This is a genomic window from Pigmentiphaga soli, assembly GCF_039541095.1.
Taxonomy (GTDB): Bacteria; Pseudomonadota; Gammaproteobacteria; order Burkholderiales; family Burkholderiaceae_B; genus Pigmentiphaga; species Pigmentiphaga soli.
In genome coordinates this window covers 96475-121156 of sequence record NZ_BAABFO010000001.1, presented here as the reverse complement: position 1 = coordinate 121156, position 24682 = coordinate 96475, and the positions used below count along the sequence as shown (strand labels likewise).

The 24682-nt window shown below is 68.9% G+C and carries 25 protein-coding genes and 1 tRNA gene; 11 read left to right on the top strand and 15 right to left on the bottom strand.

Annotated elements, in window-relative coordinates; all coding sequences use genetic code 11:
- Positions 1 to 58 precede the first annotated feature (58 nt).
- Positions 59 to 143: transfer RNA gene (locus tag ABD927_RS00570), tRNA-Leu, on the bottom strand.
- 145 nt (positions 144 to 288) lie between these two features.
- Positions 289 to 570: a peptidylprolyl isomerase gene (locus tag ABD927_RS00565; RefSeq protein ID WP_345245239.1), complete on the bottom strand. Its 282-nt coding sequence runs from the start codon at positions 568 to 570 to the stop codon at positions 289 to 291.
- Between the two features lie 43 nt (positions 571 to 613).
- Between ABD927_RS00565 and ABD927_RS00560 the strand changes: the two genes are divergently transcribed.
- From ABD927_RS00560 to secF, 6 genes are all read left to right on the top strand, one after another.
- On the top strand, positions 614 to 940 hold the full coding sequence (locus ABD927_RS00560) for a putative signal transducing protein (RefSeq protein ID WP_345245237.1): 327 nt from the start codon (positions 614 to 616) through the stop codon (positions 938 to 940).
- 34 nt (positions 941 to 974) lie between these two features.
- Entirely contained in the window at positions 975 to 2024 is a 1050-nt protein-coding gene (queA, locus tag ABD927_RS00555) for a tRNA preQ1(34) S-adenosylmethionine ribosyltransferase-isomerase QueA (RefSeq protein WP_345245235.1), read from the top strand.
- The gene (gene tgt, locus ABD927_RS00550) at positions 2021 to 3154 is read left to right on the top strand and encodes a tRNA guanosine(34) transglycosylase Tgt (RefSeq protein ID WP_345245233.1); all 1134 of its coding nucleotides are present in this window, start codon (positions 2021 to 2023) and stop codon (positions 3152 to 3154) included. The genes queA and tgt overlap by 4 nt, the downstream gene beginning before the upstream one ends.
- Before the next feature lie 164 nt (positions 3155 to 3318).
- A complete protein-coding gene (gene yajC / locus ABD927_RS00545; protein ID WP_345245231.1) occupies positions 3319 to 3663 on the top strand; it encodes a preprotein translocase subunit YajC in 345 nt (114 codons plus the stop codon).
- A gap of 36 nt (positions 3664 to 3699) precedes the next feature.
- On the top strand, positions 3700 to 5571 hold the full coding sequence (gene secD, locus ABD927_RS00540) for a protein translocase subunit SecD (protein ID WP_345245229.1): 1872 nt from the start codon (positions 3700 to 3702) through the stop codon (positions 5569 to 5571).
- Positions 5572 to 5576: 5 nt separating this feature from the next.
- Positions 5577 to 6536 carry a protein translocase subunit SecF gene (secF, locus tag ABD927_RS00535; RefSeq protein ID WP_345245227.1) on the top strand — a complete coding sequence of 320 codons (960 nt, stop codon included), beginning with the start codon at positions 5577 to 5579 and terminating at the stop codon, positions 6534 to 6536.
- A gap of 89 nt (positions 6537 to 6625) precedes the next feature.
- Here secF and ABD927_RS00530 read toward each other — a convergent pair whose 3' ends face one another.
- Both ABD927_RS00530 and ABD927_RS00525 read right to left on the bottom strand, forming a co-directional pair.
- Entirely contained in the window at positions 6626 to 7840 is a 1215-nt protein-coding gene (locus tag ABD927_RS00530; protein ID WP_345245225.1) for a CaiB/BaiF CoA transferase family protein, read from the bottom strand.
- Positions 7837 to 8823 carry a hydroxymethylglutaryl-CoA lyase gene (locus ABD927_RS00525; protein ID WP_345245223.1) on the bottom strand — a complete coding sequence of 329 codons (987 nt, stop codon included), beginning with the start codon at positions 8821 to 8823 and terminating at the stop codon, positions 7837 to 7839. Before ABD927_RS00525 ends, ABD927_RS00530 begins: the two co-directional genes overlap by 4 nt.
- A 96-nt stretch (positions 8824 to 8919) precedes the next feature.
- On the opposite strand from ABD927_RS00525, the gene ABD927_RS00520 reads away from it, so the two are divergent.
- Both ABD927_RS00520 and ABD927_RS00515 read left to right on the top strand, forming a co-directional pair.
- Entirely contained in the window at positions 8920 to 9657 is a 738-nt protein-coding gene (locus tag ABD927_RS00520; RefSeq protein WP_345245221.1) for an IclR family transcriptional regulator, read from the top strand.
- Between the two features lie 91 nt (positions 9658 to 9748).
- Positions 9749 to 10435 carry a cytochrome b/b6 domain-containing protein gene (locus tag ABD927_RS00515; protein ID WP_345245219.1) on the top strand — a complete coding sequence of 229 codons (687 nt, stop codon included), beginning with the start codon at positions 9749 to 9751 and terminating at the stop codon, positions 10433 to 10435.
- 29 nt (positions 10436 to 10464) lie between these two features.
- On the opposite strand, the gene ABD927_RS00510 is transcribed toward ABD927_RS00515, so the two are convergent.
- The 3 genes from ABD927_RS00510 to purB form a co-directional block, all read right to left on the bottom strand.
- On the bottom strand, positions 10465 to 12051 hold the full coding sequence (locus ABD927_RS00510; RefSeq protein WP_345245217.1) for a DUF3300 domain-containing protein: 1587 nt from the start codon (positions 12049 to 12051) through the stop codon (positions 10465 to 10467).
- A gap of 143 nt (positions 12052 to 12194) precedes the next feature.
- The gene (locus tag ABD927_RS00505; protein ID WP_345245215.1) at positions 12195 to 12641 is read right to left on the bottom strand and encodes a c-type cytochrome; all 447 of its coding nucleotides are present in this window, start codon (positions 12639 to 12641) and stop codon (positions 12195 to 12197) included.
- 198 nt (positions 12642 to 12839) lie between these two features.
- Positions 12840 to 14216 carry an adenylosuccinate lyase gene (gene purB, locus ABD927_RS00500; RefSeq protein WP_345245213.1) on the bottom strand — a complete coding sequence of 459 codons (1377 nt, stop codon included), beginning with the start codon at positions 14214 to 14216 and terminating at the stop codon, positions 12840 to 12842.
- Between the two features lie 143 nt (positions 14217 to 14359).
- Between purB and ABD927_RS00495 the strand changes: the two genes are divergently transcribed.
- Both ABD927_RS00495 and ABD927_RS00490 read left to right on the top strand, forming a co-directional pair.
- Positions 14360 to 14962, top strand: coding sequence for a glutathione S-transferase N-terminal domain-containing protein (locus ABD927_RS00495; protein WP_345245211.1), 603 nt, complete (start codon positions 14360 to 14362; stop codon positions 14960 to 14962).
- Between the two features lie 121 nt (positions 14963 to 15083).
- Positions 15084 to 16727: an FMN-binding glutamate synthase family protein gene (locus ABD927_RS00490; protein ID WP_345245209.1), complete on the top strand. Its 1644-nt coding sequence runs from the start codon at positions 15084 to 15086 to the stop codon at positions 16725 to 16727.
- Between the two features lie 11 nt (positions 16728 to 16738).
- On the opposite strand, the gene ABD927_RS00485 is transcribed toward ABD927_RS00490, so the two are convergent.
- The gene (locus ABD927_RS00485; RefSeq protein ID WP_345245207.1) at positions 16739 to 17641 is read right to left on the bottom strand and encodes a LysR substrate-binding domain-containing protein; all 903 of its coding nucleotides are present in this window, start codon (positions 17639 to 17641) and stop codon (positions 16739 to 16741) included.
- Positions 17642 to 17788: 147 nt separating this feature from the next.
- Here ABD927_RS00485 and ABD927_RS00480 point away from each other — a divergent pair, with 147 nt between their 5' ends.
- Positions 17789 to 18823, top strand: a complete 1035-nt coding sequence (locus ABD927_RS00480; protein WP_345245205.1) for a Bug family tripartite tricarboxylate transporter substrate binding protein — start codon at positions 17789 to 17791, stop codon at positions 18821 to 18823.
- A gap of 113 nt (positions 18824 to 18936) precedes the next feature.
- Here the strand turns inward: ABD927_RS00480 and ABD927_RS00475 are convergent, their stop codons facing one another.
- The 7 genes from ABD927_RS00475 to ABD927_RS00445 all read right to left on the bottom strand — a co-directional run bounded on the left by ABD927_RS00475 (position 18937) and on the right by ABD927_RS00445 (position 24559).
- Positions 18937 to 19287, bottom strand: a complete 351-nt coding sequence (locus tag ABD927_RS00475; protein WP_345245203.1) for a MaoC family dehydratase — start codon at positions 19285 to 19287, stop codon at positions 18937 to 18939.
- An 18-nt stretch (positions 19288 to 19305) separates the two neighbouring features.
- On the bottom strand, positions 19306 to 19755 hold the full coding sequence (locus ABD927_RS00470) for a MaoC family dehydratase (protein WP_345245201.1): 450 nt from the start codon (positions 19753 to 19755) through the stop codon (positions 19306 to 19308).
- Between the two features lies 1 nt (position 19756).
- Positions 19757 to 20968: a CaiB/BaiF CoA transferase family protein gene (locus ABD927_RS00465; protein ID WP_345245199.1), complete on the bottom strand. Its 1212-nt coding sequence runs from the start codon at positions 20966 to 20968 to the stop codon at positions 19757 to 19759.
- A gap of 132 nt (positions 20969 to 21100) precedes the next feature.
- Complete coding sequence (gene mnmA / locus ABD927_RS00460) at positions 21101 to 22207, bottom strand: tRNA 2-thiouridine(34) synthase MnmA (protein WP_345245197.1); 1107 nt, start codon at positions 22205 to 22207, stop codon at positions 21101 to 21103.
- Positions 22208 to 22239: 32 nt separating this feature from the next.
- A complete protein-coding gene (locus ABD927_RS00455) occupies positions 22240 to 22725 on the bottom strand; it encodes an NUDIX hydrolase (RefSeq protein ID WP_345245195.1) in 486 nt (161 codons plus the stop codon).
- Between the two features lie 147 nt (positions 22726 to 22872).
- Positions 22873 to 23799: a dihydrodipicolinate synthase family protein gene (locus tag ABD927_RS00450; RefSeq protein WP_345245193.1), complete on the bottom strand. Its 927-nt coding sequence runs from the start codon at positions 23797 to 23799 to the stop codon at positions 22873 to 22875.
- A gap of 49 nt (positions 23800 to 23848) precedes the next feature.
- Positions 23849 to 24559: a FadR/GntR family transcriptional regulator gene (locus ABD927_RS00445; protein ID WP_345245191.1), complete on the bottom strand. Its 711-nt coding sequence runs from the start codon at positions 24557 to 24559 to the stop codon at positions 23849 to 23851.
- Positions 24560 to 24682 lie beyond the last annotated feature (123 nt).

Here is a 24682-nt window from a genome sequence, read left to right as displayed (position 1 = left end):
ACACCATAGAATAGTTGGCGAATGTTGGCGTAAGTGGTGCGATGTGCCGATATATCCGTGGTGCCCGAGGCCGGAATCGAACCGGCACGCCTTGCGGCGGGGGATTTTGAGTCCCCTGCGTCTACCAATTTCACCACTCGGGCCTGTCCGCCGCCACGGCCGCGCGGCCGGGGGCGGAAAGCGTTGCATTATACGCATTCTTGCGCCGCCCCTGCGCCGACGCAACCCGGCCTGCAGCGGGCGGCGCGGCCTGCGAACGGAGGCCTTCCGGAGGGCAGATACCCCGGTTCAATCCCCCCGGCTGGTCACTTCCACCAGGTGATACCCGAACTGCGTCTTCACCGGCCCCTGCACCACATTGACCGGCGCGCTGAATACCACCTGGTCGAATTCCGGCACCATCTGGCCGCGCCCGAAGGTGCCCAGGTTGCCGCCGTCGCGCTTGGACGGGCAGCTGGAATGCTCGCGCGCGACCTGCGCGAAATCGGCGCCGCCCTCGATGGCGGCTTTCAGTTCATTGCACTTGGCCTCGGTGGAAACGAGGATGTGGCGGGCGGAGGCTTGAGCCATGATCGGTACTCCTTGTGAAGAATCGGACAGATTACCCCATCAGATGATCAGACTGCTGCGCGCCCCCGACCTGCTGACCGGCCAGCACTGGGTCAACCTGCTCCGCCAGGCCCGCATCGCCTGCTCCCTCCAGCATGTCTACCTGCAAGGCGCCCTGGGCGAGATCCCGCCCGACCAGTGCGGCTCGGAAGTCTGGCTGGAGAACCCGGAAGACCGCGACGCCGCGCTGCGGCTGATCGAGCAAAGCCGCAACCCGCCGCCCGCAGCGCGCCCGCACTGGTATTGCGAGACCTGCCAGGAGTGGCTGGAGCCCCAGTTCTCCGTGTGCTGGCAGTGCGGCGCGGACAGGGAAGACCAAGCCCGGTTATGATGGCGGGTTGGCCCCTTTCCTGAGTTTTCCCGCAGTGCCAGACCTCACCGTCGACGATTTCGACTACGCCCTCCCCCCCGAGCTGATCGCCCAGACGCCGGCCGCCGAGCGCAGCGCCAGCCGCCTGCTGCACCTGGACGCCGGCGGCGCGCTGCACGACCGCCGCTTCGCCGACCTGGCCGAGCTGCTGCGCCCGGCCGACCTGCTGGTCTTCAACGACACGCGGGTCATCAAGGCCCGCCTGTACGGAGAAAAATCCACCGGCGGCAAGGTCGAGGTGCTGGTCGAGCGGATCACCGAGCCCGACCGCGCGCTGGCGCATCTGCGCGCCAGCAAGTCGCCCAAGGCGGGCGCCGTGATCCGGCTGGCCGACGCCTTCGACGTGACCGTGCTGGGCCGCGAGGACGACCTGTTCGACCTGCGCTTTCCGGCGCCGGTGCTGGATCTGCTGGATGCCCACGGCAGCACGCCGCTGCCGCCGTACATCACGCACGCCCCCGACGCCGGCGACGACGCCCGCTACCAGACGGTCTACGCGCGCGAGCCGGGCGCGGTGGCTGCGCCCACCGCCGGCCTGCATTTCGACACCCCGACGCTGGAAGCGCTGCGGGCGCGCGGCGTCGATACCGCCTTCGTCACGCTGCACGTGGGCGCCGGCACCTTCCTGCCGGTGCGCGTGCAGCGCCTGGCCGAGCACGTCATGCACAGCGAGTGGTACACCGTGCCGCAAGCCACGGCCGACGCCGTCGCCCGCGCCCGGGCGCGCGGCGGGCGGGTGGTGGCAGTGGGCACGACCAGCGTGCGGGCACTGGAGTCGGCCGCGGCCTGCGGCAACGGCCCGCTGGCGGCAGCCACCGGCGACACGCGGCTGTTCATCACGCCCGGCTACGCCTACCGCGTGGTCGACGCGCTGGTCACCAATTTCCACCTGCCCAAGTCGACGCTGATGATGCTGGTGAGCGCGCTGGCCGGCATCGAGCCGATCCGCCGCGCCTACGCCCATGCGGTGGCCCGGCGCTACCGTTTCTTCAGCTACGGCGACGCGATGTTCATCGAACGCCCGGCAACGGCCCAGACACCATGAACGGACTTTCCTTCGAACTGCTGGCCACCGACGGCCAGGCGCGCCGCGGGCGCATGACGCTGAACCACGGCACGGTGGAAACGCCGATCTTCATGCCGGTCGGCACCTACGGCACGGTCAAGGCGATGGCGCCCGACGAACTGGAAGACATCGGCGCCCAGATCATCCTCGGCAATACCTTCCACCTGTGGCTGCGGCCCGGCGTGGACGTGATGCAGGCGCATCACGGCCTGCACGGCTTCATGCAGTGGAAGAAGCCGATCCTGACCGATTCCGGCGGCTTCCAGGTATTCAGCCTGGAAGGGTTGCGCAAGATCACCGAAGAAGGCGTGCGGTTCGCCTCGCCCATCGACGGCACGCGGCTGATGCTGACGCCGGAGGAATCGATGCGGATCCAGCTGGCGCTGAATTCCGACATCGCGATGGTGTTCGACGAGTGCACGCCGTACGCGATCGACGGCCGGCCGGCCACGGCCGAGGAGGCGGCGCAGTCGATGCGGATGTCGCTGCGCTGGGCGCGGCGCTCGCGCGACGAGTTCGACCGCCTGGGCAACCCGAACGCGCTGTTCGGCATCGTGCAGGGCGGCATGTTCGAGCCGCTGCGCGACGAGTCGCTGGCCGGGCTGGCCGGGATCGGCTTCCACGGCTACGCGATCGGCGGGCTGTCGGTGGGCGAGCCCAAGGAAGACATGCTGCGGATCCTGAATCACGTCGGGCCGCGGCTGCCGGCGCAGGCGCCGCGCTACCTGATGGGCGTGGGCACGCCGGAAGACCTGGTGGAGGGCGTGGCGCGCGGCATCGACATGTTCGACTGCGTGATGCCGACCCGCAACGCGCGCAATGGCTGGCTGTTCACCCGCTACGGCGACGTCAAGATCCGCAACGCGCGCTATCGCGACGATACCGCCCCGCTGGATGAAACCTGCGGCTGTTATACGTGTCGTAATTTCTCGCGGGCCTATCTGCACCACCTGTTCCGCTCCAACGAGATCCTCGGGGCGCGGCTGAACACGATCCACAATCTCTATTACTACCTGCAGCTGATGCGGCAGATGCGGGAGGCGATCGAGGGCGGCCGCTTCGCGGCGTGGCGCGCGGTGTTCGCGGCCGAACGCGCCCGTGGTGTATAAGGCCCACCAAGGCCCATCCCTGGCGGCCTTCGGCCGTTCCCCCCGGGGGGCGGCACCGGCGGACCGGCAAAGCCGGATCCGCGGTGCCCTGGATATGTTAAAGCGGGGCGCTGGGCTACAATGCCGCGACGTTTTTTACGCAAGTCCTTGATTCTGGAGAAGAAATGCTGACACCGAACGCTCTCGCCGACGTCCTGGCGCAAACCCCTGCCGGCGGCGAAGGCGCCTTGATGGGCTTCCTGCCTCTGGCCCTGATGTTCGTGATCCTCTATTTCCTGATGATCCGGCCTCAGATGAAGCGGCAGAAGGAACACAAGAACCTGGTGGCCGCGCTGTCCAAGGGCGACGAGGTCGTCACCGTGGGCGGGATCCTCGGCAAGGTCGCCAAGGTCAACGAAACCTATATCTCGCTCGAAGTCGCGCGCGAGGGCGAGCGTCCGGTCGAAGTGCTGGTCCAGAAGGTCGCGGTGCAGACCGTGCTGCCCAAGGGCACCATCAAGGCGCTCTGACCCCCGTCCACGACACATGAACCGCTTCGCGCCACAATGAATCGCTATCCTCTCTGGAAGTACGTCATGGTCGCGCTGGCGATCGTGATCGGCTTCATCTACACGCTGCCGAATTTCTTCGGCGAATCGCCGGCGGTGCAGGTGTCCAGCGCCAAGGCCACGGTCAAGGTCGACAATTCGCTCGCCGGCCGGGTCGAGCAGATCCTGACCTCGGCCGGCATCGCCAACACCGGCCTGTATTTCGAGCAGAACGGCCCGGTGGGCACGGTGCGCGTCCGGCTGGAAACCAACGACGCCCAGCTGCGCGCGCGCGACCTGATCGACAAGACGCTGAACCCGGACCAGTCCGATCCTTCCTACGTGGTGGCGCTGAACCTGCTGTCGGCCTCGCCTTCGTGGCTGACGGCGCTGCACGCGCTGCCGATGTACCTGGGCCTGGACCTGCGCGGCGGCGTGCACTTCCTGCTGCAGGTCGACATGAAGGGCGCGCTGACCAAGCGCTACGACTCGATGGCGGGCGACGTGCGCACCCTGCTGCGCGACAAGAACGTGCGCCACAACGGCATCGACCGCGTCGGCGACACGATCGAAATCAAGCTGCGCGACGCCGCCACCCGCGACCGCGCGCGCGACGTGCTGCGCGACAGCCTGCCCGACCTGCAGCTGACCGACCAGGACGCCGGCGCCGACCTCAAGCTGGTCGCCACGCTCAGCCCGCAGGCCGTCAAGACCGCGCAAGACAACGCGCTGCGCCAGAACATCACCACCCTGCACAACCGGATCAACGAACTGGGCGTGGCCGAGCCCGTCATCCAGCAGCAGGGCACCGACCGCATCGTGGTCCAGCTGCCCGGCGTGCAAGACGTGGCCAAGGCCAAGGACATCCTGGGCCGCACCGCCACGCTGGAGGTGCGCCTGGTGGACGACTCCCCCGAGGCGATGAGCGCGCTGGCCGGCGGTACCGTGCCGTTCGGGCTGGAACGCTACACCGACCGCGACGGCCGCCCGGTGCTGGTGCGCCGCCAGGTGATCCTGACCGGCGAGAACCTGCAGGACGCGCAGGCCGGCTTCGATAGCCAGACCCAGCAGCCGGCGGTGCACCTCACCCTCGACGCCAAGGGCGCGCGCATCTTCCGCGACGTGACCCGCGACAACGTCGGCAAGCGCATGGCCATCCTGCTGTTCGAGAAGGGCAAGGGCGAAGTCGTGACGGCGCCCGTGATCCGCACCGAGATCGCCGGCGGCCGGGTGCAGATCTCGGGCAGCATGACCACGGTGGAAGCCAACGACACCGCGCTGCTGCTGCGCGCCGGCTCGCTGGCCGCGCCGATGGAAATCATCGAGGAACGCACCATCGGCCCCAGCCTGGGCGCCGACAACATCGCCAAGGGCTTCCACGCCGTCACCTGGGGCTTCGTCGCCATCGCCGTGTTCATCGCGCTGTACTACGGCCTGTTCGGCGTGTTCTCGGTGATCGCGCTGGCGGTCAACCTGCTGCTGCTGATAGCGCTGCTGTCGATGCTGCAGGCCACCCTCACCCTGCCCGGCATCGCCGCCATCGCGCTGGCGCTGGGCATGGCGATCGACTCCAACGTGCTGATCAACGAGCGCATCCGCGAAGAACTGCGCAACGGCGCCACGCCGCAGCAGGCGATCCACCTCGGCTTCGAGCGTGCCTGGGGCACCATCCTCGACTCCAACGTCACCACGCTCATCGCCGCCATCGCGCTGCTGGCCTTCGGCTCCGGCCCGGTGCGCGGCTTCGCCATCGTCCATACGCTGGGCATTCTGACCTCGATGTTCTCTTCCGTGATCGGCGCCCGCGCGCTGGCCAACCTCTGGTACGGCCGCCGCAAGAAGCTGCAGAAGATCTCGATCGGCCAGGTCTGGAAACCCAAAGAGGTCTGACCGCCATGGAATTCTTCCGCATCCGCAAGACCATTCCCTTCATGCGCCATGCGCTGATCCTGAACGCGATCAGCCTGGTGACCTTCCTGGCGGCGGTATTCTTCATCGCCACCAAGGGCTTCCACCTGTCGATCGAGTTCACCGGCGGCACGGTGATGGAGGTCAACTACCAGCAGGCGGCCGAGCTCGACAAGGTGCGCGAGCAGGTGGGCACGCTGGGCTATTCCGACTTCCAGGTGCAGAACTTCGGCACCTCGCGCGACGTGATGATCCGGCTGCCCAACGTGGCCGGCAAGACCTCCACCGAGCAGAGCAACGAGGTGATCGGCGCGCTGAAGGCGGCCGATCCCACCGTGGAGCTGCGGCGGGTGGAATACGTCGGCCCGCAGGTGGGCAAGGAGCTGGCGCACGACGGCCTGCTGGCGCTGCTGTTCGTGGTGGTCGGCATCGTGATCTACCTGGGCTTCCGCTTCGAGTGGAAGTTCGCTGTGGCCGGCGTGATCGCCAACCTGCACGACGTGGTCATCATCCTCGGCTTCTTCGCCTTCTTCCAATGGGAGTTCTCGCTGCCGGTGCTGGCGGCGGTGCTGGCCGTGCTGGGCTATTCGGTGAACGAGTCGGTGGTCATCATGGACCGGATCCGCGAGAACTTCCGCAAGCAGCGCAAGGCCACGGTGCGCGAGGTGATCGACAGCGCCATCACCGCCACCATCTCGCGCACCATCATCACCCACGGCTCGACGCAGATGATGGTGATCTCGATGCTGCTGTTCGGCGGCCCCACGCTGCACTACTTCGCGCTGGCGCTGACGATCGGGATCTGGTTCGGGATCTATTCGTCGGTATTCGTGGCGGCGGCGCTGGCGATGTGGCTGGGGGTCAAGCGCGAGGACCTGGTCAAGGGGCCGCGCAAGGACAGCGACGTGCTGCCGGCGGCCACGGCCACCTCGCGCCGCCGCGGATAGCGTCCGGCGTTTGAGTCCGAGCCGCGCAAAACGGCGGTCCGGTGAAAGCCGGACCGCCGTTTTTTGCGCTGCGAAGAGGCGCCGATGCGTCAGTCCGAAGTTGCCTGGGCAGCTTCATCGGCCACCCTGCGATTTCGGCACAATTCGTCGATCTCGTCCGCCGCATAGCCCAACTCGGCCAGCAACCCCCGCGTATGCTCCCCCAGCCGCGGCGGGCCATGCCGCACGCCGGGCCGGGCGCCGTCCAGGGCCAGCGGCAGCAGCGGCACGGTCGTGGACCGGCCATCGGGCAATTGCATCGGCGCCAGGCCGCCGGTCTGCTTCAGGTGCGGATCGTCGAACAGATCGTGCGGGCGGGCGATCGGCGCGAACGGCAGGCCCTTCTGCTCGAAGGTGGCGCTGATGTCCCGCACGTCCATCGCCCCCAGCCGCTCGCGCAGGATCGGCATCAGCCATTCGCGGGCGGTCACGCGCAGGTTGTTGGTGGCCAGGCGTGGATCGTTCTTCAGGTCGTCCAGGCCGAATGCGTCGCAGAACAGCGCCCACTGCGTATCGCTGACCACGGCCAGGAAGACCTGCTCGCCGCCGGCCACCGTGAACACGTCGTAGATGCCCCAGGCCGAAATGCGGCTGGGCATGGGGCTGGCCGGCTTGCCCGTGACCGCGTACTGCATCATGTGCTGGGCGACCAGGAACACGTTGTTCTCGAACAGCGCCGACTGCACCTCCATGCCGCGGCCGGTGCGCTCGCGCTGCATCAGCGCGGCCATGGCGCCGATGGCGCCGAACATGCCGCCCATGATGTCGTTGACGCTGGTGCCGGCGCGCAGCGGGTCGCCGGGGCGGCCGGTCATGTAGGCCAGGCCGCCCATCATCTGCACCACCTCGTCCAGCGCGGTGCGGTGCGCGTAGGGCCCGGGCAGAAAGCCCTTGTGGCTGACGTACACCAGCCGTTCGTTGAAGCGCTTCAGGCTGTCGTAGTCCAGGCCCAGCTTCTTCATCGCGCCGGCCTTGAAGTTCTCGCTGACGACGTCGGCGGTTGCGATCAGGCGGTGCGCGATGCCGATGCCTTCGGGCGATTGCAGGTCGATCGCGATGCTTTTCTTGTTGCGATTGAAGATGGGGAAAAAGCCCGCGCCCGAGCCCAGCAGCCGGCGGGTACTGTCGCCCCCCACCGGTTCGACCTTGATGACCTCGGCGCCCAGGTCGGCCAGTACCAGGCCGCAGGTGGGCCCCATCACCATATGGGTGAATTCGACGACGCGTATGCCGGCCAGCGGCAGTTCGGATGGCTGACCGCTCATCTCGGCTCCTGGGTGGTGGCGGGCGCGAAGCCCTTGGGCAGGCCGGCCGGCGGCGTCATGCCGTACAGCGGTTCGCCCGGCAGGCCCTCGGCCAGCGCCGTGCGGGCGGCGGCCAGGCGTTCGTAGTCGATGCCGGTGGCCACGCCCATGGCTTCGAACATGAAGACCAGGTCTTCGGTCACGACATTGCCCGAGGCGCCCGGCGCGTAGGGGCAGCCGCCGAGCCCGCCCTGCGAGGCGTCGAAGGTGCGCACGCCTTCGTCGAAGGCGGCCAGGCAGTTGGCCAGGCCCAGGCCGCGCGTGTTGTGCATGTGGGCGGCGCCGGTACGGGCGCCGATCTCGCCGCGCACGCGGCGGAACAGGCGCCGCACCTGGGCCGGGTTGGCGTAGCCGGTGGTGTCGGACAACCCGACCTCGTCGACGCCGGCCTCGGCGCACTGGACGGCCAGCCGCAGCACGTCGTCTTCCTCCACCCTGCCCTGCAGCGTGCAGCCGAAAGCGGTCGACAGGCCGACCTCGACGCCGACGCCCGGCGCCCGCTCGTCGCGCAGGCTCACGACGGCGCGCACTTGTTCCAGCATCGCGGCCGGCGTCTTGCGCACATTGGCCAGCGAATGTGCGGCGCTGGCCGACAGCGGCAGCGTGATCTTGTGCACGCCGGCCGCCAGCGCGGCCTCGGCGCCGCGCAGATTGGGCACCAGCGCCATCACGGTCAGGCCCGGCAGCCGGCGCGCGTGGGCCACGACCTCGGCGGTGTCGGCCAGTTGCGGCAGCAGCCGGGCCGGCACGAAGGAGCCCACTTCGATCTCGCGCAGGCCGGCCTGGTATAGCGCGTCGATCCAGCGCAGCTTGGACGCGGTCGGCATGACGGCCGACACGCTTTGCAGGCCGTCGCGCGGGCCGACCTCGCTGATCAGCACCGCGGCCGCGCCGGGGCCGCCGTGGCCGTTGGCCGCCGCTTCGACGGGTTTGCTTGCCAGCATATGTTCTATCTTATAGAATATAGTTTTCTAAGATAGAATTATGCGGACGTGCGCAGCCGGCTGTCAACCGCGGCCGGCCGCATGCCGCCCTTCGCCATGCCACGCAAAGCACAAACCGCCTCGCTTGCCGACGACCATGCCGCTCCCGGCGGCGTGGCGGCGGTGGACCGCGCCCTGTCGCTGCTGGCCGCGTTCGGCCAGGACGACAAGGCGCTCACCCTGACCGAACTGGCGCAGCGCACCCGCCTGTACAAAAGCACGGTGCTGCGGCTGCTGGCTTCGCTGGAGCACGCGGGCCTGGTGCGCAGGATGGACGACGGCCCCAGCCAGGGCAGTTGGGCGCTGGGCAGCGAAGTGGCGCGCCTGTACGGCATCTACATGGCCTCGTTCTCGCTGGAGGGCCTGGTACTGCCCGCGCTGCGGCAGCTGGTGGCGCTCACCGGCGAAAGCGCGGCCTTCCACGTGCGGCAGGGGGCGGCGCGGCTGTGCCTGTACCGGGTCGATTCGCCGCATCCGGTGCGCGACCACATCAAGGCCGGCGATCTGCTCGATCCCGAGCGCGGCTCGGGCGCGCGGGTGCTGATCGCCTTCGAAGGCGGCGCGGCCGGCGGCGCCCCGGCCGGCGATCCGCTGTCGCGGCAGATCCGCGCCCAAGGCTATTGCGCCCTGCGGGGAGACCGCACGGCCAGCGTGGCGGGCATTTCGGCGCCGGTGTTCCGGGTCGACGGCGGGCTGCTGGGGGCCTTGACGCTGACCATGCCGCTCGAACGATACGACGAGCGGCACGTGGCGCCCGTGCTGGCCGCCGCGCGGGGCATCAGCGGCCGCGTCTGAAGGGCCGTCTGAAGGATCCGGTCCTGAAGCGGTCGCGGCGCGGCCGATGGCACAATAGGCGCCATTGCCTTCTTCGTGCGGACGCCTCGCCATGCCCTCTCCCGCCAAGATCCGCGTGTGGGATCTTCCCACCCGCATTTTCCACTGGCTGCTCGTCATCTGTGTGGTCGGCGCCTTCGTCACCATCAAGGTGGGCGGGCTATGGGTGGACTACCACATGCTGTTCGGCTACGCGGTGCTGGGGCTGATCCTGTTCCGGCTGGTGTGGGGCCTGGCGGGCGACGAGCATTCGCGCTTTGCCGGCTTCGTGCGCGGCCCGCGCGCCATCGCCGCCTACTTGCGGGGCGATCCGGCCGCGCGTTCGCCCGGCCACAATCCGCTCGGCGCGCTGTCGGTGCTGGCGATGCTGGCCCTGCTGGGCTGGCAGGCCGCCACCGGCCTGTTCGCCAACGACGGCGTGCTCAGCGAAGGGCCGCTGGCAAGCCGGGTGGGCAAGGAGCTGTCGGACACCATCACGGGACTGCACAAGCTGGACGAGTGGCCGATCCTGATCCTGGTCGGCCTGCACGTGCTGGCCATCGTCTGGTATCGCGTGGCGCGCCGGCAGAAGCTGACGAGCGCGATGATCACCGGCGATGCCTCGGCCGAGGAATTCGGCCCGCAGGCGCGGCCGGCGCGCGATAGCGCCGGGGTGCGGTTGCGCGCGGCGGTGATCGCCGCGATCGTGGCGGCCGTGGTCTACGGCATCGTGTCGCTGCGGCCGGCCGGCTTCATGTAAGTGCGAGGGCGACGGCCGGCCGGGCCCGCCTAGCCGCGGCCGTGGCCGCCACCGCCATGGCCGCCACCGCCGTGGCCGCCGGAGCCGCCTCCGAAACCGCCATGGCCGCCGCCACCGCCGAAGCTGCCGCGTTCCCCGCCGGAACCGCCGCCGCCGAAGCCGCCACGCTCCCCACCGGACCTGCCGCCGCCGAAGCCGCCGCGTTCGCCAGCGGACCCGCCGCCCATGCGAGGCGTACCGCCGCCATCGCTGCGGCCGCCCGTGCGCGCGACGCTGCCGTTGCCGTTCCAGCCACCGCCGCCAACGCCGCGGCTCGACGCAGCCGGCCCGTCCGTGCCTGGCGAGCGGGTCGCGGCGCGCCCGAATCCGCTCATGCCGCCGGATCCGCTACCGCGCTGGCTGGCGGCCGCGCGCTCGGACTGGCTGCCCCTGTCCGGGCTGGCCCTGCCACCCGACGGGCCGGCACTGCTGCGGTCCGGTCCTAATCCGCGGCCCGGCGTACCGGCGCTGCGATCGGGACCGCCAGTGCGGTCCGGGCCGGCCGCCCCATGGGACGACGGACCCGCCCCACGGTCGCCGCCGAAGCGCGGGCCGCCGCCGGAACCTTCGCCGGGCCGTCCGCCCTGGCCGTGCCAGCCGCCGCCCCGGTTCAGATCGGCGCGGTAGGCGTCGGCGCGGGGCCGGAAGTTCTCGCGCGCGGCGAAATGCCGGCCCGGATCGCCGTGGTACATGCGCGCGCCCACGGCTCGGTCGCCATAGCCCACGCCGCGCCGATGGTACGGATCGTGCGACCACGACACCGAGCGGTAATGGGTATGGTTGAAGCCGTTGTAGTTCACCACGTTGACCACGCGCACGCTGTGGCGGTGCCAGTCGTAGCCGCCCCACAGCGCGTGGCCCACGAACAGCCCGATGCCGAAGGAAATGGCCACCCCGGCCGCCACGGCGTAGCCGGGCGGATACCAGTAGAACGGCTCGTACGCCGGATACGGCCAGGGGCCGTAGACCACCAGCGGGTTGTAGGTGGGCACATAGACCACCTCCGGCTGCGCGGGCTCGATGCGGATCACGGTGGACCCGCCTTCCGGCACCACGGTAACCGTCTGCTCCGAACTGGACTTCAGGTTGCCGGCCGCCTGCGCCCGCGACCGCAGCCGCTGCACCGAATCCATCAGGCTGTCCTGCTGGGCCAGGAAGGTGTCGCCCAGGTTCGAGGTCCAGCTGATGCGGTCGTTCATCATTTCCAGCACCGACGGGAAAGCCACCAGCGACTTCACGCTAGGGTCCCAGTCCTGGCCGTTCAGCGCGTCTTCCAGCGCGTCGCCTTGCAGGTCGGGATGCGCCTTCCGCCAGCGGGCGGCTTCCACCACTTCGAGCGGATAGGTGGAGGCCATCAGGATCTGCGACAGCAGCGCGTCCGGGTACAGCGCGATGGGCGCGACCAGCTGTTCGAGCTGGGCGTCGGACAGCGGCGCCGTGCGCGCCGATTGCACGCTGTCGGGCGCGCTGGCGACGGTGGACTGCGCATACGAGGCCGGCGGCAATATCGTCAGGCCGGTGGAGAACGCGGCTGCGATGCTCAGCGCGATCTTGGAAATTCTGGAGTGGGAGGCCATGGCGGGCTCCTCCTTGCTACGTGTCGACCTATTCGACTCCCCGCGCAGGAAAAAAGCCAGGGCTGGCCTGGCTTTTGTGACACAAACGCACGGCAAATCGGTTTCGATCGATTACCGGCCGCGCGGGCCGCCCGGGGCGGGTTTCAGCGCTTGCGGAAGCTGTCGTGGCAGGCTTTGCAACTGGCCGCCACGGCGCCGTAGGCGGTGCGCAACTGGGCCTGGTCGCCCGACTGCGCGGCGGCTTCCAGCTTGGCCACGTCGCCCTGCAGGCGGTCGGCCGCCTGCTTGAACTTGGCGCTGTCGCTCCAGATGGAATCCTCGACCTTGTCGGTTTGCGTGCCGGGGCCGAACGCGTTCCACGGCAGCTTGGCCATGGCCGACACCAGCGCCACATTGGCCTGGATGTCGGCGGCGTCGAGCGGCTTGTCGCCGCGCGCATACGGCGCCAGGCGGCCGAAATGGCTTCCCATGACCGTCATGACGGCCTGGCGGTAGCGGATGGCGTCCTGCGGCTTGGCGAACTGGGCATGCGCCAGGACGGGAACGGCGGCGATACAGGCGAGGGACACGGCGCGGGCGAACATCTTCATGCAAATGCTCCAGAGGACGGACAAGCCGATTGGCGGAAAACGCGATGGCAAGGGCCGGCGAGCGCCGCGCCCGAACCTGGGATAGATGCCGGCCGCGGCGACTGGTTCCCGGCGGCGCGGCGTGCCACCGGACCGCAGCCGGCTGACGGCGGCCGCAAACGCTGCGCTTGCGGCCGGCCGCGCCTGGCCGGGCAGCCGCTACAGCGACCGCGCCAGGCTGGCCGCCAGGCCGACGTAGCTGCGCGGCGTCATCGCCAGCAGGCGGGCCTTGGGCTCGGGCGGCAATTCCAGCCCCGACACGAATTCGCGCAGCGCCTGCTCGGTAATGCCCTTGCCGCGCGTGAGCGCCTTCAGCTGCTCGTAGGGCTCGGGCAGGCCGTAGCGGCGCATGACCGTCTGCACCGGCTCGGCCAGCACTTCCCAGCAGGCGTCGATGTCGGCATCGATGGCGGCGGCGTTGATCTCGAGCTTGCCGAGCCCGCGCAGGCAGGCGTCGTAGGCCACCAGGCAATAGCCGAAGCCCACGCCCAGGTTGCGCAGCACGGTGGAGTCGGTCAGGTCGCGCTGCCAGCGCGACACCGGCAGCTTGTCGGCCATGTGGCGCAGCGTGGCGTTGGCCAGCCCCAGGTTGCCCTCGGAGTTTTCGAAGTCGATCGGGTTGACCTTGTGCGGCATGGTGGAGGAGCCGACCTCGCCCTCCTTCAGGCGCTGCTTGAAATAGCCGAGCGCGATATAGCCCCAGATGTCGCGGTTGACGTCGAGCAGGATCACGTTGGCGCGCGCCACGCTGTCGAACAGCGCGGCCATCCAGTCGTGCGGCTCGATCTGGATCGTGTGGCGGTTCTGGGTCAGGCCCAGGCCGGACAGCACGCCGGCGCTGAAGGCTTCCCAGTCGAGCTCGGGATAGGCGGCCAGGTGGGCGTTGTAGTTGCCGGTGGCGCCGTTGAGCTTGGCCAGCGGCTGGATGCGTTCGATCTCGGCGATGGCGCGCGCCAGGCGGGCCGCCATGTTGGCGAACTCCTTGCCCATGGTGGTGGGGCTGGCCGGCTGGCCGTGGGTGCGCGACAGGAGCGGCTGGTCGGCATGCGCCTGCGCCAGTTCGGCCAGCTTGCCGTGCACGCCGCGCAGCGCGGGCAGCAGGGCCTCGTCGCGCGCCGCGCGCAGCATCAGCGCGTGCGAGGTGTTGTTGATGTCTTCCGAGGTGCAGGCGAAATGGATGAATTCGGCCGCGGCCGCCAGTTCGGCGTGGTCGGCCACTTTTTCCTTCAGCCAGTATTCGACGGCCTTGACGTCGTGGTTGGTGCGGCGCTCGATGTCCTTGATGCGGGCGGCGTCGTCTTCCGAGAAGCCGTCGACCAGCTGCTGCAGCCGCGCGCGGGCGCCGGCCGAGAACGAGGGCAGCTCGGGCAGGCCGGCGTCGGACAGTGCCGCCAGCCAGGCGATCTCGACCCGGACGCGGTGGAACATGAAACCCGCTTCGGACAGCAGCGGACGCAGCGGCGCGCCGCGGCCGGCATAGCGACCATCCAGCGGCGACAGGGCATTGAGGGGGCTGAGCTGGTCGGAGGTCTTCATAAGCGCTTGAAAGTAAAAAGAAATTGTAGCATCGGCCCAGCGCGGCACCGGCGCCGGCCCGGCACCGGGTGTTATACTCGCGCGCCGCCCCGGCCGCGTGATACCGGGGCGCCGCGCGTTCGCCTCTCCACCCGGGTGCCCCCATGAAACTGATCGGCTCGCTGTCCAGCCCTTTTGTGCGCAAGGTGCGCATCGTCCTGGCCGAGAAAAAGCTCGACTACCAGTTCGAAATCGAGAACGTATGGGCTTCCGACACCCGCATCCAGGATGCCAACCCGCTGGGCAAGGTGCCGTGCCTGGTAATGGAGGACGGCGGCGCGGTGTTCGATTCGCGCGTGATCGTCGAATACCTCGACACCATCACGCCGGTGGGCCGCCTGCTGCCCGCCTCCGGCCGCGAACGGGCCGAGGTCAAGTGCTGGGAAGCGCTGGCCGACGGCCTGATCGAGGCCGCGGCGCTGATCCGCTACGAACTCACGCAGCGGCCCGCGGCGCTGCGCAGCGAGGACTGGATCGCGCGCCAGCGCGGCAAGATCGAGGCGGCGATCGAAGCGATGGCCGCCGGGCTGGGCGAGCGCAGCTTCTGCATGGGCAACTACTCGCTGGCCGACATCGCCGTCGGCTGTGCGCTGGGCTCCCTCGACTTCCGCTTCCCCGATATCGCCTGGCGCGAGCACGCCAGCCTGGTGCGCCTGCTGGAGCGGCTGAACCAGCGCCCGTCCTTCGCCGACACCGCGCCGCGCTGACGGCCGGCGGCGGCGCCCGGCCGGCAACCGCGCCGCGCCCTTCCCGCGGAACGCCGGGCCGTCACGCCGGACGCGACCGCCGCTGCTATGCTTGCAGCCGTCCGATCTGGCTGGAGTCGCCATGCCCTGGTTCGCCGTCCGCTACACCACGTTCTGGTTCGCCGTACTGGCTACGGCCGTTTTCGCCTTCCTGGCGCCGCGCGGCATCGGCTGGCTGATCGCCGCGCTGGTGTTCGGCGCGCTGACGCTGCTGGGCATCTACGACCAGTTCCAGCGCCGCCACGCGATCCGCCGCAACTACCCGATCCTGGGCAACCTGCGCTTCATGTTCGAGCTGATCCGCCCCGAGATCCGCCAATACTTCCTGGAAGACGACACCAACGCCACGCCGTTCTCGCGCAACCAGCGCTCCATCGTCTACCAGCGCGCCAAGCAGGAACTGGACAAACGTCCGTTCGGCACGCAGGAAGACGTGTACGAGCGGCGCTACGAATGGATCAACCACTCGCTGGCGCCGGTGCACATCGAGAACTTCGATTTCCGCGTCGCCATCGGCGGGCCGGACTGTAGCCAGCCCTATAGCGCGTCGGTGCTGAATATCTCGGCCATGAGCTTCGGCGCCCTGTCGGGCAACGCCATCCTGGCCCTGAACACGGGCGCGCGCAAAGGCAATTTCGCGCACGACACCGGCGAAGGCGGCATCAGCCGCTATCACCGCCAGCCGGGCGGCGACCTGATCTGGAACATCGGCTCGGGCTATTTCGGCTGCCGCGACGACAACGGCGATTTCAGCGAGCAGGCCTTCGTGGCCAACGCCACGCGGCCGCAGGTGCGGATGATCGAGATCAAGCTGTCGCAGGGCGCCAAGCCGGGCCACGGCGGCATCCTGCCCGGCCCCAAGGTCACGCCGGAGATCGCCGAGGCGCGCGGCGTGCTGGTGGGCGTGGACTGCAATTCGCCGTCGGCGCACAGCGCGTTCGGCACGCCGATCGGGCTGATGGAATTCGTGGCGCGGCTGCGGCGGCTGTCGGGCGGCAAGCCGGTGGGCTTCAAGCTGTGCATCGGCCATCCGTGGGAGTGGTTCGCCATCGTCAAGGCGATGCTGCATACGGGCATCACGCCGGACTTCGTGGTGGTGGACGGCGCCGAGGGCGGCACGGGCGCGGCGCCGGTGGAGTTCGTGGACCACGTGGGCGTGCCGCTGCAGGACGGGCTGCTGCTGGTGCACAACACGCTAGTGGGCGCGGGCCTGCGCGACCGCATCCGCGTGGGCGCGTCGGGCAAGATCATCACGGCCTTCGACATCGCGCGCACGATGGCGATGGGGGCGGACTGGTGCAACAGCGCGCGCGGCTTCATGTTCGCGCTGGGCTGCATCCAGGCCCAAAGCTGCCACAACGATCGTTGCCCCACGGGCGTGGCCACCCAGGACCCGCTGCGGCAGCGGGCGCTGGTGGTCGAAGACAAGGCCGAACGCGTCTACAACTTCCACCGCAACACCTTGCGCGCGGTCAGCGAACTCGTATCGGCGGCGGGGCTGGACCACCCCGGCAAGCTCGGGCCCGAACACATCGTGCGGCGCGTGTCAGGCAACGAAGTCAGGCTGCTGGCGGGGCTGTTTCCCTTCCTCGAGCCGGGCGACCTGCTGGAAGGGCGCATGCGGCACGAGGTGTACCGGCGGTACTGGCCGATGGCGCAGGCGGAATCGTTCGCGCCCGCCGCCGATGTGCCGCATCCGCCCGGGGCCGACAGCCTGGTGGCCTGAGCCGGGCCGGCTCAGCGTCCGGCGGTCGGGTCGCGCATGATCTGGATCGACTCGCGGCCCTGCGCCACCAGCCAATCGCAGAAGGCCCCGATGAGCCATGGATCGCGGCCCAGGGGCGACACGGCATATTCGTAGTCGCGGTCGCCCACCGGCACCGGCGACCAGGGCACCACCAGGCGCTCGGCCACGATGTCGTCGGCCACCAGCGCGGACGGCATCAGCGCCACGCCCAAGCCGTCCAGCGCGGCCTGCAGCGCGAAGAACATTTCCTCCAGCGAAACGATCTCGGCGTCGGCGCCCAACTGGACGCCGGCCCGCCGGAACCACTCGACCCAGCCGCTGCGGCTGGTCCGGGCCTCGATCAGGGTGAAGCCCGCCAGGTCGGCCGGCGATTCGATGCGCACGCCCTCGACCAGATCCGGCGAACAGACCGGCAGCAGGGTGCCGTCCAGGAAGCGGACCCGCTGCAACGGCGAATCGCCGTGATCGGGCGTGCGCCGGATCACCACGTCGTACTCATGGGTGCGCAGGGTGGCGATGGGGGCGATGCCGGTCAACAGCTTCACGCTGACGTCGGGATGCATCTGCTGGAACCCCGACATGCGCGGAATCAGCCAGCGCATCATGAAGGTGGGCGGCGCGTTGACGACGATGCTGCGGCGCGGCGCGCGCGGCCCCAGGCGCTCCAGCGTCGCCACCATCCGGTCGAACGCCGGGGCGATGCCCTCGAACAGCTCGCGACCCTTGTCGGTCATGCTGACCGCGGCGTCGCGGTGCAGCAGCTTGCAATCCAATTGCTGTTCGAGGGAGGCGATCTGCCGGCTGACCGCGCCATGCGTCACCCCCAGTTCTTCGGCCGCCCGGCTGAACGACAGGTGGCGCGCCACCGCCTCGAAGCTGCGCAACGCATTCAACGGAAGTTTTCGGCGCGTCATGCTGAGGAAAAAAACTCACGGGCTGTGACTTGAACTCGTTTGCCGATCGCCGATCGAGCCTCTTATCGTTTTTGCTCGCTCGATCTCAGAGGGCGTCATACAACCATAACGCAGTGAGGAGACACCATGTTACCAGAGCTTCCCGCGAGCCCAGGCTCGCCCGTCCATGGCCCCGCACAGCCCGGGCGGCGCCGCGCGCTCCAGGCGGCGCTGCTGGGCGCGGGCCTCGGCAGCCTGGCCCTGTCGGCCAGGGCGGCCGACTATCCCCGGCATCCCGTCACCATCATCAGCGCCCACGCCGCCGGCGGCGGCGCCGACTCGCTGTCGCGCATCCTGGCGGCGGCGTTGAGCAACGAGCTCGGGCAAACCTTCATCGTGGAGAACAGGCCTGGCGCCAGCACCATGCTGGCGGCGGAGTACACGGCCCGGGCCGCGCCCGACGGCTATTCGCTGCTGATGGCCACCGTCACGACGCTGTCGATCAATCCCTCGCTGTACAAGAAGCTGCGCTACGACCCGGTGCGCGACTTCGCCCCGGTATCGATGATTGCCACGACGCCGTTCTTCGTCGGCGTCACGCCCGAGCTGCCTGCGCAGTCGGCAAGCGACCTGCTGCGGATGGCCCGCGCCCAGCCCGGCAAGCTGAACTACGGCTCGTCGGGCAACGGCACATCGTCCCACCTGGCGGGGGAACTGTTCTGCGACATGGCCGGCGTCCGGATGGTCCACGTCCCGTACAAGGCCACCTCCATGCGCAACAGCGACCTGGCTTCCGGCCAGATACAAGTGGTGTTCGGCAACGACCTGCTGCCGCTCGCCAAGGCCGGCAAGGTACGCATCCTGGCGGTCACGTCGGCGCAGCGCATGGCATCGCTGCCCGACATGCCCGCCGTGGCGGAACTCGATGGCATGGCCGGCTACAGCGCCGACGTCTGGTACGGACTGGTGGCGCCGGCGGGCGTGCCGCCCGGCACGATAGACACGCTCAGCCACGCGATCCACAAGGTGCTGCGGGACCAGCGGCTGCAGGAGCAGGTGATGACGTCGCTCGGCGGCATCGTCGCCGGCACGACCCCCGAGGCCTTCGCCGAACTGATACGCAGCGATGCCGTGAAGTGGGGCAAGGTGATCAAGCGCACCAACATCCAAATCAGCGATTGAGCGCAGCGGTCGCCGAGAGCACCGCCCCCCTTCCAGGATGCGGCGGATCCGGCTTCGCCGGTCCGCCCGCATCGCCCCCTTGAAGGGGCGCGCGAAGCGCGTGGGGGGTGGCTTCACCCCGCTAGCGTGGCTCTGCCTACCAGGGTTACTTCGTACTGGGATTCGCATTGGACGGTGCCGTCTTCGTCCAGCGACACCTCCAGCCGGTCGCCCGGGCATACGCCGCGCACGTATTTCACCGTCAGGCGGCCGCGCGATAACCACTCCGGGCCGTACTTGCGCGCCGCCAGGTCGCACACGTAGCCGGTGTACATGAGGCCGTGGCCCAGCGTGCCGCGAAAGCCGCGCGCCTTGGCGAAGGCGTCGTCATAGTGGAGGATGTCGTTGTCGCCGTTCAACCTGCCGTAGTCGTCGAACATCTCCTGGGTCTGCGGGATCGTCCGGCTGATCTTGCCTGTCGTCATCGTGGCTCCTTGGCGCCGTCACTCGGGAAAGGCGGACGTATGATTGACCGCCATCAACAACCTGCCGTCGGGCCGCTTGAACTCCACGTCGTAGCAGATGTACTTGCGCCCCTTCTTCTCGTACTTGTCGGTCAGCCGGCCGCTGCCGACCACTTCGGTGTCCTCGTCGGCCCACACGGGGCTGTGGAACGCGATCGTGTTGCCGATCATGATGCCGCCCTGCTGCGGCGGATACTTGCGATACATCACCGCCATCATGTAGACCAGCAGCACGTTGGTCGGGGCCGCCTGGCGGCCGTCGATCACGTAGTTCGCCAGATCCGCATCCACCACTGATGCGTATTCCCGGACCACGTCCGGCGTGACCGTGAAGCTCAGCGGCGGGAACTCCGCCCCCACCTCCCAATCCTTGTACAAGGCCGCGGGCTGGGCGCCTTCGCGAGGCTTGATGTCGCTTGGACGGGTCATGTCATGCTCCTCCTTTCTCCACGTATTGGTGAACGACACGGTTTTCGATCAGGCGATCGATGGCGCTTCCGTCATAGCCGCATACCCGTTCCAGGATCTCCCGGGTCGAGCCGCCGTGGCCGGGCGGATACGCCAGCACGCCGGCATCGCCGTACTTGAAAGGGTTTCCCAGGAAACGCACCGGCTCGCCGGTGCGCGGATGCGCCAGTTGCTCGACCATGCCGCGGATGCCGGCCAGCGGCTGGGCCAGCGCCTCGCCCACGCTGTTGACGGGCGCCGACGGCACCCGGTGCTCGAACAGGTGGGCGGCCCACTCTGCCGACGTGCGCTGCATGAATATCTTCGACAGCTCCTCGCTCAGCGCATCGACGTTGGCAATGCGGCGCTTGGGATGGTCGAAACGGGGATCGCGGGCAAGATCCTCGCGATCCAGCGCGCGGCAGAATCCCTCCCAGAACTGCTGCCCGGTCGGCGATATGGCGATGTATTTGCCGTCGGCGCACCGATAGATGTCGCTCGGCGCGATGACCGGATGGCGCGCCCCGCTGGGCCGCGGCTCCTGGCCCGAGATGAAGTAGTTCTGCGCCTGCCAGGTCAGCATGCCCAGCTGGCAGTCGAGCAGCGATATCTGTACGTGCTCGCCGACCCCGGTGCGGGCGGACTTCAGCATCGCGCCGGCGCAGGCCAGCGCCAGATAGAGCCCGCCCACCAGGTCGGCCGCCTGATAGCCGACCCGCACCGGCGCGCCGTCGCGCTCGCCGGTGATGCTCATGACGCCCGACATGGCCTGCACCACCAGATCGAAGGCCGGCGCGGCCGAATACGGAGGCTGGTCGTGCAGGCCGATCAGCTGGGCCACCGCGATGCGCGGGTTCACCGCATGCAGCGAAGCGGCATCGAGGCCCAGGCGGGCCGGCACGTCGGGCGCGAAGCCATAGACGATGGCGTCCGATTTGCGCACCAGGTCATGGATGACCTTGCGTCCCTCCGGCGACTTGAGATCGAGCGCGATGCTGGACTTGCCCCGGTTGACCGACAGGAAGAAGCCCGAATCGCCGTCCACTTCGGTGGAATGGCTGGACACCTGGCGCGAGAGGTCGCCTTCCAGCGGCTCGACCTTGATCACCTCGGCCCCGAGCTGAGCCAGCAACTGCCCCGAGAACGGGCCGCCCAGCACCCATGTCAGATCCAGTATCCGGAAATCGCCAAGCATGCGTCTTGCTCCTCGGTGGAAACCGACGGCCGGCGGCCGTCGTCGAGGAGGGCATCATGCGCCGGGGACACCGGCGGGACCCAGCGATTAAAGCTGACAACTTGTGCGGAAAACTCACCGCGCTGCGATGGCCTAAGAGCCGTCGGCAACCTGTCCGATGGTTCCTCCGCCCAGGCACACGTCCCCGTCGTACAGCACGGCGGCCTGTCCGGGAGTGACCGCCCATTGGGGCGCGTCGAAGTCGAGATGGAAGGCGCCGCCATCGGCCCCCGAAAGCGCGCAAGGCGCGTCGGCCTGGCGGTAGCGGGTCTTGGCGCCGTAGCGGCCCGGCGCCGGCGGCTCGCCGGCCGCCCAGGAGGCGTTGCCGGCGTCCAGGCCGGCGGACAGCAGCCAGGGATGGTCGTGGCCCTGCACCACATAGAGGGTATTGGCGGCCATGTCCTTGCGCGCCACGTACCAGGCGTCGCCGATGCCTTCTTCGCTTTGCCGGCCCTTCACGCCGCCGATGCCCAGCCCCTTGCGCTGGCCCAGGGTATAGAACGACAGCCCCACGTGTTCGCCCACCACCTCGCCCTCCGGCGTGCGGATAGGCCCCGGCTTGGTGGGCAGATAGCGGTTCAGGAATTCGCGGAACGGCCGCTCGCCGATGAAGCAGATGCCGGTGGAGTCCTTCTTGGCGGCGTTGGACAGGCCGAGCTCATGCGCGATGCGGCGCACCTCCGTCTTGCGGATCTCGCCCAGCGGGAATACCGTGCGGGCCAGCTGGGCCTGGTTCAGGCGGTGCAGGAAATAGCTCTGGTCCTTGCTGCCGTCCAGCGCCTTCAGCAGCTGGAAGCGGCCGTCGGCGGCCTGGCGCACGCGCGCGTAGTGGCCGGTGGCGATGCGCTCGGCGCCCATCCGCATGGCGTGGTCGAGGAAGGCCTTGAACTTGATCTCGGCGTTGCAGAGCACGTCGGGGTTGGGCGTGCGGCCGGCCGAGTATTCCGACAGGAATTCGGCGAACACGCGGTCCTTGTACTCGGCGGCGAAATTGACGGCCTCGATGTCGATGCCGATCACGTCGGCCACGCTGGCGGCGTCGAGCCAGTCCTGGCGCGTGGAGCAGTATTCGGAATCGTCGTCGTCTTCCCAGTTCTTCATGAACAGGCCCACGACTTCGTAGCCCTGCTGCTTGAGCAGCCAGGCGCCGACCGACGAGTCGACTCCGCCCGACATGCCGATCACGATGCGTTCAGCCATGATGTCTACTACGCAATGAATGCCGCCGCGCCTCAGCGGGCGGCGGCCGAGAACGGTTCGGTGTGCTGGGTGGACAGCGGCAGCCAGCCATTGCCCGAGGCCTGCATCGCCAGGTAGTCGTCGATGCAGCGCATCACCAGCGGGCTGCGGTGCTCCGGGCGGCGCGCGCGCAGTTCGTCGGCCGTGATCCAGAACGCGCGCACCACGTCGGGGTCGAGCGCGCGATTACAGGGTTCGCCCACGCTGCCGACGAAGGTGAAGCGCAGATAGGTGTCGTCGCGGCGCGGATCGCTGCCGATGCACCACAGGTAGGTGCCCATCCAGCCCGACGGGGTGAAGGGATGGGCGGTTTCTTCCATCGTTTCGCGGATGGCCGCCTCGACCAGGCTTTCGCCCGGTTCGAGATGCCCGGCCGGCTGGCTCAGGCGAACACCGTCGTTGGTGTGTTCTTCGATCATCAGGAAGGCGCCATCGCGTTCGATGATGGCGGCGACGGTCACGCGCGGTGTCCAGACCATGGGTACGGCCTCGTTTCGGTCCAGCGGCGATTTTACTGCACCGCGGAAAAGTCCCACGAAGCCCCCCCGCTTGCCGCTGCGCGGCGGCGCTGCCCCCGAGGGGGCGCTTTTTGCCTTGGGGCGGCCCGGCGGCAAAAAAGGCTTCCCTCAGGCGCGCAGGCCCGGCATCGAAAAGCCGATCGCTTCCACGTCGCGCACCAGTTGCGAGGTCTGGTCGGCGGTGAGCTCCACCAGCGGCGGCCGCACGGTCGCCCATTCGGCGTCGCCGCTGTAGTGGGCGATCAAGGCCTTGAGCGCCGGGATCACGGGGTACTTCTGCACCCGCTCGCGGGTGCGCGTGATGCCCTGCTGCAGTTCGTCGGCGCGGTCGGTGCGCCAGTTGCGGCAGACTTCGGCGATGGCGGCCGGGTTGACGTTGCCGGTGGCGGTGATGCAGCCCTTGGCGCCGGCGCGCAGGCCCTGCAGCAGGAATACTTCGCTGCCGGGGAAGACGTCGAAGTCGGAACCGGCGACGGCGTCGAGGATGGCCTGGGTGTTGTTCCAGTCGCCCGACGAATCCTTCAGGCCGACCACGGTGTCGGGGTAGGCCTTGCGCAGGCGCTCGACCAGCGCGACCGAGATCGCGACCTGGGCCACCGGCGGGATGTGGTACAGGTACACGCGCAGGTCGGCGCTGCCGACCTTCTGGATCACTTCGCTGTAGTAGCGGAACAGGCCTTCGTCGGAGACGCCCTTGTAGTAGAACGGCGGCAGCATCAGCACGCCGGCGGCGCCGACGCGCACGGCGTGGGCGCTGAGCTGGGCGGCTTCGGTAATGGAGCAGGCGCCGGTGCCGGGCATCAGCGTGCGGCCCGGGACGCCGGCGGCGACCAGGGCGTCGAGCAGTTCGGTCTTTTCGCCGGCCGACATCGAGTTGGCCTCGCTGTTGGTGCCGAACACCGCCAGGCCTTCGCAGCCGCTGTCGAGCAGCCATTGGCAGTGGCGCGCGAAACGGGCGTGGTCGGGCGTGTAGTCGGCCTTGAACGGCGTGACGACCGGGGAAAGCAGGCCTTGGAGACGGGGAGTAGTAGCCATGTCGGGTCTCGAAGAAGATTCAGTGGATGCTGCGTGAAAAAAGGCGGCCTCAATGCGCCTGGATGCGCTTGAGCCGGCCCATGCCGTTGCGCAGGTGCCCGTGCGCGGCGCGGCGCGCGGCCGCCGGGTCATGCGCCGCGATCGCTTCCAGGATGGCTTCGTGCTCCACCTGGATCTCGCTCAGCCAGCCGGCGATCTCGCAATTGCGGCGGCTGATGGAAAGCTGGTTGCGCGTATAGCGCTCGAGGAATTCGACGAAATCGTCGTAGATCGAATTGTTGGCGGCGCGCGCGATGGCGCGGTGGAAGCGCAGGTCTTCCTCGACGCCGTCGCCGCCGCGGCGGCTGGCCTGTTCGAGGGCGCGCAGCGCGCCGCGGATCTCGCGCACCTGCGGCGCGGTGGCGCGTTCGGCGGCCAGCGAGGCGGCTTCGGTTTCCACGCCGATGCGCAGCTCGAACACTTCCTGCACGATCTGGTGCGGGCTCTTGCTTTCGGCGCCGATGCGGAAAGGCCGGCCGGCCGGCGAGGCGGCCACGAAGGCGCCCAGGCCCTGGCGGGTGACGACCAGGCCGTCGGACTTCAGGCGCGCGATGGCTTCGCGCACCACGGTGCGGCTGACGCCGAAATCGAGGGCCAGCCGTCCTTCCGTGGGCAGGCGGCTGCCGGCCGCGCGTTCGCCCGACACGATTTGCGTGGCCAGCAGTTCGCTCAGCTGCTCGACGAGATTGGCGCTGCGCAAGGCGGGAAGCGTGACGGTCATGGACGGAATTGGATATCAGGGTGCCCGGTCATCATACAAGTTAGCGGCGGTCGGGGCAAACGGCGCGCAGCCCATCGGCGGCATGCTAGGATGCCGCAAAAAGAAACATGCCGGTGCCGCGCA

Excerpts from the sequence above, each read along its gene's own strand:
- ABD927_RS00510 (WP_345245217.1), bottom strand. The coding sequence starts at position 12,051 with ATGGCCTCCCACTCCAGAATTTCCAAGATCGCGCTGAGCATCGCAGCC.
- ABD927_RS00465 (WP_345245199.1), bottom strand. The coding sequence starts at position 20,968 with ATGCTTGGCGATTTCCGGATACTGGATCTGACATGGGTGCTGGGCGGC.
- ABD927_RS00520 (WP_345245221.1), top strand. The coding sequence starts at position 8,920 with ATGCCACGCAAAGCACAAACCGCCTCGCTTGCCGACGACCATGCCGCT.
- ABD927_RS00490 (WP_345245209.1), top strand. The coding sequence starts at position 15,084 with ATGCCCTGGTTCGCCGTCCGCTACACCACGTTCTGGTTCGCCGTACTG.
- ABD927_RS00530 (WP_345245225.1), bottom strand. The coding sequence starts at position 7,840 with ATGAGCGGTCAGCCATCCGAACTGCCGCTGGCCGGCATACGCGTCGTC.
- ABD927_RS00495 (WP_345245211.1), top strand. The coding sequence starts at position 14,360 with ATGAAACTGATCGGCTCGCTGTCCAGCCCTTTTGTGCGCAAGGTGCGC.
- ABD927_RS00560 (WP_345245237.1), top strand. The coding sequence starts at position 614 with ATGATCAGACTGCTGCGCGCCCCCGACCTGCTGACCGGCCAGCACTGG.
- secD (WP_345245229.1), top strand. The coding sequence starts at position 3,700 with ATGAATCGCTATCCTCTCTGGAAGTACGTCATGGTCGCGCTGGCGATC.
- ABD927_RS00455 (WP_345245195.1), bottom strand. The coding sequence starts at position 22,725 with ATGGTCTGGACACCGCGCGTGACCGTCGCCGCCATCATCGAACGCGAT.
- ABD927_RS00565 (WP_345245239.1), bottom strand. The coding sequence starts at position 570 with ATGGCTCAAGCCTCCGCCCGCCACATCCTCGTTTCCACCGAGGCCAAG.
- yajC (WP_345245231.1), top strand. The coding sequence starts at position 3,319 with ATGCTGACACCGAACGCTCTCGCCGACGTCCTGGCGCAAACCCCTGCC.
- tgt (WP_345245233.1), top strand. The coding sequence starts at position 2,021 with ATGAACGGACTTTCCTTCGAACTGCTGGCCACCGACGGCCAGGCGCGC.
- ABD927_RS00525 (WP_345245223.1), bottom strand. The coding sequence starts at position 8,823 with ATGCTGGCAAGCAAACCCGTCGAAGCGGCGGCCAACGGCCACGGCGGC.
- ABD927_RS00445 (WP_345245191.1), bottom strand. The coding sequence starts at position 24,559 with ATGACCGTCACGCTTCCCGCCTTGCGCAGCGCCAATCTCGTCGAGCAG.
- ABD927_RS00450 (WP_345245193.1), bottom strand. The coding sequence starts at position 23,799 with ATGGCTACTACTCCCCGTCTCCAAGGCCTGCTTTCCCCGGTCGTCACG.
- ABD927_RS00480 (WP_345245205.1), top strand. The coding sequence starts at position 17,789 with ATGTTACCAGAGCTTCCCGCGAGCCCAGGCTCGCCCGTCCATGGCCCC.
- secF (WP_345245227.1), top strand. The coding sequence starts at position 5,577 with ATGGAATTCTTCCGCATCCGCAAGACCATTCCCTTCATGCGCCATGCG.
- mnmA (WP_345245197.1), bottom strand. The coding sequence starts at position 22,207 with ATGGCTGAACGCATCGTGATCGGCATGTCGGGCGGAGTCGACTCGTCG.
- ABD927_RS00475 (WP_345245203.1), bottom strand. The coding sequence starts at position 19,287 with ATGACGACAGGCAAGATCAGCCGGACGATCCCGCAGACCCAGGAGATG.
- ABD927_RS00470 (WP_345245201.1), bottom strand. The coding sequence starts at position 19,755 with ATGACCCGTCCAAGCGACATCAAGCCTCGCGAAGGCGCCCAGCCCGCG.
- ABD927_RS00515 (WP_345245219.1), top strand. The coding sequence starts at position 9,749 with ATGCCCTCTCCCGCCAAGATCCGCGTGTGGGATCTTCCCACCCGCATT.
- ABD927_RS00505 (WP_345245215.1), bottom strand. The coding sequence starts at position 12,641 with ATGAAGATGTTCGCCCGCGCCGTGTCCCTCGCCTGTATCGCCGCCGTT.
- purB (WP_345245213.1), bottom strand. The coding sequence starts at position 14,216 with ATGAAGACCTCCGACCAGCTCAGCCCCCTCAATGCCCTGTCGCCGCTG.